A 5,637-nucleotide genomic window follows, 5' to 3' on the forward strand; every position below is an offset into this window, starting at 1 on the left:
GTTTTCAAGAAAAGACCCAAAAAAGGGCTTTCCGAAAAACTTACAGCAGCGTGTCAAGAGGTTTTCCGACACGCTGCCAGCCTCTACCAGAATGAAATGAGTCTGAAGCAAGCCTCACCCGAAATCCGCGATTGGTTTGGGCCGGCCTCCGGTCGGGGCATTGAGGGGGCTATATTTTTTATGGTGCCGTGTTGCTGTTGAACTTGCCGCCCCACGTCACTCGCTGACCGTCCAGCCCCGACCGGAAGGGCGTTTTCGGCGGATTTCGGGTCTTTACACATGGAGTGCCCCATGGTAAATTTTCACTGGTATTAAAGTGTTAAGTGGCAATCAACGGTTACACAGGCATAGCTATCTCGTCAAGGTGGCGAGGGGTGTCCGGGTGCATCCGGGCTCCTGAAGAATTGAATGGTTCCCTATCCCTGATAAGGAGGTTTCAGTCCAGGTTCCACGTTCCAGGTTTCAGGTTTTCATCCTGACTCCCGGCTCCTGACGACTGTATTCCATGCTCCTCAAACGTCTCGAAATACAGGGTTTCAAATCGTTCCCGGACCGGACCGTCTTCAAGTTCCAGGAAGACGGATTGACCGTAGTGGTCGGTCCCAACGGGTGCGGCAAGAGCAACATCGTCGACGCCGTGCGCTGGACCCTCGGCGAGCAGAGCGCCAAGCTCCTTCGGGGGCAGACGATGGAGGACGTCATCTTCAACGGCAGCGACCGCCGTAAACCCGCCGGCATGGCCGAGGTGACGCTGGTTTTCGACAACGACGGCTCCCTCGACAACCAGTGGCGGGACTATGCCGAGTTATCCGTCAGCCGCAAGCTGTTCAGGACAGGAGAGAGCGAGTACCTCATCAACGGAGTGTCATGCCGGCTCAAGGATATCCGTGAGCTCCTCGCCGACGCCGGCGGTTCCAGCCGTGGCTATTCCATCGTCGAACAGGGCAAGATCTCCCTCCTCATCAACTCCAGGCCCGAGGAAAAAAGAGCCCTCATCGAGGAAGCGGCCGGTGTCCTCAAGTACCGCATGCGGCGCCTTGAGGCTGAGCGCAAGATCGAGAGGACCCGCCAGAACCTTCTCAGGGTCAGCGACGTGATCCGGGAGGTCAGGCGCCAGCTCAACTCCATGAAACGTTCAGCGGCCAGGGCCAGGAGGTACAGGATCTTGCGGGACGAGTTGACGGCCCTCGACCTGAGGTTCCGGTTCGAGGACTACAGCGCTTTCGTCGTGGAGCTGGAAAGAGTGGAATCCGAGCTCCAGGGGCGAAGGTCGGTCCTCGGTGACCTGGAGGCCGGGATGTCCGCGGCGGAATCGAGGGAGGAAGTCCTTCGGGCCGGTCTCCTCGAAGGTGAGGGGCGGGTCACCGAGGGGTTCGAGGCGGTGCGGGCCACGGAAGCCGGCATCGCCCGCCTGGAAAGTGACATCTCGGTGCGCGAGAGCGCCATCCGGTCCCTTGAAGAGAGGCTTGTCCGACTGGAAGAGGACGAAGCCGACCTTTCCGCCCGCACCGAGTCGGAGCGAAATGAGCTCCAGCAGCTGGAGCTGGAACTGGCCGCCATCGAGGACGAGCACGGGAGGTTCAACACGCTGCTGGAAGAGGCCCAGGAGAGGTTCAACGCCTCCGAGTCGGCCCTGCGGCAGGTTCGGAGTGACGTGGAATCGTCCAGGATCTCCCTTTTCACCATCGGGACCGAGAAAAGCCGACTGGAGATGGAGGCCGATTCAGGACGCAAGGCGCGGGAAGCGCTTGGACGGAGGAGGGAGGACTCCAGCCACCGGATATCCGACGTCCGATCACGGATCGAGGCGCACCGGAAGGAGTGCCAGGAGAGGGAATCCGAGTTCCAGGGTGCCGTCGAATCCGCCCGGGTCACGGCCGACCGGCTGGACAGCCTCCGCGAAGCGATCCAGGCCGGGAGAAGCTCGGTCGATGAAGCGGAGTCCAGGCTGGCAGTTCTTTCCGAACGGCAGGCGGAGATAAGAGGTCTCCAGAGGACCCTGGTGGCGCTGGAAGAGCAGATGGAAGGGCTCCCGGAGGGAGCGCGGCACGTGATGCGGCATTACACCGATGCCGGACAGTCCGGGGTCCTCGGTGTCGTCGCCGACTACATCGACGTTCCCCAACCCTACGAAAAAGCCGTCACGGCTGTTCTCGGCGAAAGACTCGGCCACATGATCGTCAACGCGCCCGAGGACGCCCGTGCGGTCATCGGCCACCTGAAAGAAAGGACCGGCGGCAGGGGGAGCTTCATACCGAAATCACCCCGTGCAAACGGGAAAGGTAACGGGATCGGGGCTGTCCGCGGCGACGGGATCCACGGCCCCCTCGTCGACATGGTGAACTTCTCGGCCAGCCTTAACGGGGTGGGTGATTTTCTCCTCGGTGACGCGCTGCTGGTGGAGGACCTGAACATCGCCCTCGATCTCTGGCGCAGGAACGGGTTCACGGCCACCATCGTCACCCTGGACGGCGACGTGGTGGAATCCACCGGTGTCATCACCGGGGGCAGCCAGACCGACGGGGAGACGCTCCTGGCCAGGAAGAGGAAGATCAGGGAACTCGGGACCGAGGCCGGGCAGGTTGAATACGAACTGAACCGCACCCGGGAAACGAGGGATGACCTCAAGGTGAAGATCGCCGCCGACGAGGCCCGACTGCTCCAGGCCGAGGAGGAGGGCCGCACCGCTGAAAGGGCAAGGCTTGCCAACGAGAGCGCGCTGACCATGGCACGCAGAGAACTCCAGCAGGCCCAGGGGATCCTCGAGGATCTTGACTCCGAAATGAAGCTGATTGACCGGGAGGACAGCGAAGCGGCCCTTAATATCGAAAGGTGCCTCGCCAGGCTGGAAGAGCTCACGGCGGAAGAGATCACTGCCAACGAGAGAACAGCGGACCTCGCGAAAAAGGTGACCGACCTCGGCGTCCAGATGGTGGAACGGCGATCGGCCCTTGAAGAGGCGCGCATCAAGGTCAGTTCCCTGGGGCTCAGGAGAGAAAGTTCCCAGCGGGCTCTTGAAACGGCCGCGTCCAGGAACCAGGAGGTCCAGGAGAGAAAGGAACGCCTCAACTCGGAGAGGGAGGAGACCCGCTCGAGGATCGGGATGCACCATGACCACGTTGCCGGGGGCCGGGAAACTGTCCGAAAGGAGATCCTGGTCCTCGAAGAAAAAAAGGCGGAGCTGGACCGGCTGCGTGCCCTGCAGGACGAGTCACGTCTTGCGGCCGAGGAACTGTCCGTGGCCGCCAGGAACCTCAGGTCGAAGGCGGCATCCGTCCGGGAGGAGATCTCGAGGCTCGACATCAGGTCCAGTGAGGTCAGGTCCGAACTGGCCCACATCCGTGACCGTGTCCGCGAGGAGCACAAAAGCGACGTCAGCTCCATCGCCAGGGAGCAGTTCGAGGCAGGTGAGTTCGACAGGGTCCAGGCCGGGGAGCGTATCGCCACCCTTCGGGAAAAGATCTCCCAGATGGGTGAGGTCAACCCCGGAGCCGTTGAGGAATTCGAGGAACTCAACGAGCGGTACGAATTCCTCACCGCCCAGCAGCAGGACCTCGAATTGTCCATAGAATCTCTGGTAAAAGCGATCCGCAAGATCAACCGGACGAGCCGCGAGCGGTTTCTTGCCACTTTCCGGGAGGTCAGTGACAACTTCGGGCGTCTATTCCCGCGCCTCATCACCGGCGGCAGCGCCCAGATGATCATTCTCGACGAAACCGACCCGTTAAATTCCGGCGTCGATATCCAGGTCCAGCTGCCCGGGAAGCGGCTCAAGAGCATGCAGCTGCTGTCGGGAGGGGAGAAAGCCCTCGTGAGCCTGACCATGATCTTCGCCATGTTCCTGGCCAGGCCCAGTCCAATATGCATCCTGGACGAGGTCGACGCGCCCCTCGACGACCAGAACCTGAGCAACTTCGCCGCGATCATCCGGGAGTTGTCCGGCAAGTTCCAGTTTCTCGTCATCACACACAACAAGCTGACCATGGAGGCAGCCGACGTATTGTACGGCATCACCATGAGGGAGCCGGGCGCTTCCCAGGTGGTGTCTGTGCGTCTCAGGGATGTGGCCTGATGCCTTTCAAGAAGGCGCTTGACCGGATCGTCGACACGGCGGGAGGCGGAGTCGGGGCCACCATCGTTGACGACGAGGGAGAATTCGTCGATCTCGCCAACCGGGGCGACAGCTTCGAAGTAAGGCTTGCCGGGGCCCACCACGGTATCATTCTCAGCCTCCTCAACGACATCCAGGAACGGATCGGCAGCGGCGACGTCATCAGGGAACTCTACATTCGATCCGACCGTTTCACCTACAGCGTCGCGCCGGTCAAGGAGGGCCTTTTCGTCGTCCTCATACAGGACAGGACCGGTATCCCCGCCCTGGGGATGAAAGCTCTCCGCGACGGGATACCCGAGATCAACGAGTTAATCTGAATATTCAATCCACATCTCATATTTCACATTTCAAAATGACCTGTACACCACCGATATCTGTTATGGAATAGAGCTTGTTGTTCCCTTGAAATTTGAAACCTGAAATCTGAAATTCTGTAAAGGGCTGACCGTGACTTCCAACCGTGACCACGAGCTTTACAAAACCGGACTCGTAAAGACCCGCGGCTCCATCTGGGGACGGATCAGGGCCGTTTTCACGGGCGGGATCACCATCGGCGAAGAGCAGCTGGAACGGATCGAGGAGATCCTCATCACGGCCGATATAGGGGTCGAGTACACCGCCAGGTTCATCGAACACCTCCGTAAATCTTCCGGAAGCATCAGGTCGGACGACGAGATGAAGATGTTCATGAGCCGGTGGATCGCCGGTGCGGTTTCAGCACAGGGAAAAAGGACGCCTGACCTGCCCCCTGATCCGGCAGCCGCCGGGGGGCCGCCGGGGCCGCGGGTCATGTTGGTCGTCGGCGTCAACGGATCGGGAAAGACAACCACCATCGGCAAACTCGCCCATCGGCTCGGCAAAACAGGCCGGTCCACCATGCTGGTGGCAGCGGACACTTACCGGGCGGCCGCCGTAAAACAGCTGGAAATATGGGCCCGGAGGGCGGGCGCCGCTTTTCACGGTGCCCTGGAGGGCGGCGACCCTGCCGCCGTAGTCCACGACGCCCTTTCAAAAGCCGTTTCAGCCGGTACCAGGGATGTGATCATCGACACGGCTGGGCGGCTCCACACCAAGGAACCTCTCATGAGGGAGCTTGAGAAGATCGTGCGGGTCGCCGAAAGGATCGTGGAGGGGGCGCCCCACGAGGTGATGCTCGTGCTGGACGCGACCACGGGGCAGAACGCCCTCGTCCAGGCCAGGGAGTTCGCGCAGGCGGCCGGCGTCACGGGGGTGACCATCACCAAGATGGACGGAACGGCAAGGGGAGGCATCCTGATACCCATCGCCGGGGAACTGGGGCTGCCCATTCAATATGTGGGGCTGGGTGAGGGGATCGAAGACCTGGTGCCCTTCGATCCGGAGGAATACGCTAAGGGGATTATCGGAGATTAACCGCCAATTCCCAGCGCCTGGTGTCTAGCCCGGACTATTCACGAGGTTCTTTTTCGTTCCGGCGGCGTTGCTGAGTCGTTCGCTTGTGCGGAATACTAAAGTATGCCTCCGCGCTCACTCCACAGTCGCCT

General features: G+C 61.0%; 3 protein-coding genes. All 3 read left to right on the forward strand.

Going from position 1 to position 5,637, the window contains the following annotated elements:
- Nucleotides 1–505: 505 nt before the first annotated feature.
- The 3 genes from smc to ftsY all read left to right on the forward strand — a co-directional run bounded on the left by smc (nt 506) and on the right by ftsY (nt 5,506).
- Nucleotides 506–4,072, forward strand: a complete 3,567-nt coding sequence (gene smc / locus P1S46_11105; protein ID MDF1537024.1) for a chromosome segregation protein SMC — start codon at nt 506–508, stop codon at nt 4,070–4,072.
- Nucleotides 4,072–4,431 carry a roadblock/LC7 domain-containing protein gene (locus tag P1S46_11110; protein ID MDF1537025.1) on the forward strand — a complete coding sequence of 120 codons (360 nt, stop codon included), beginning with the start codon at nt 4,072–4,074 and terminating at the stop codon, nt 4,429–4,431. The genes smc and P1S46_11110 overlap by 1 nt, the downstream gene beginning before the upstream one ends.
- A 130-nt stretch (nt 4,432–4,561) precedes the next feature.
- Nucleotides 4,562–5,506 (forward strand): signal recognition particle-docking protein FtsY, encoded by a 945-nt coding sequence (gene ftsY / locus P1S46_11115; protein ID MDF1537026.1) that lies wholly within the window; start codon nt 4,562–4,564, stop codon nt 5,504–5,506.
- Nucleotides 5,507–5,637: the final 131 nt, after the last annotated feature.

This window comes from bacterium, assembly GCA_029210545.1.
GTDB lineage: Bacteria > BMS3Abin14 > BMS3Abin14 > BMS3Abin14 > BMS3Abin14 > JARGFV01.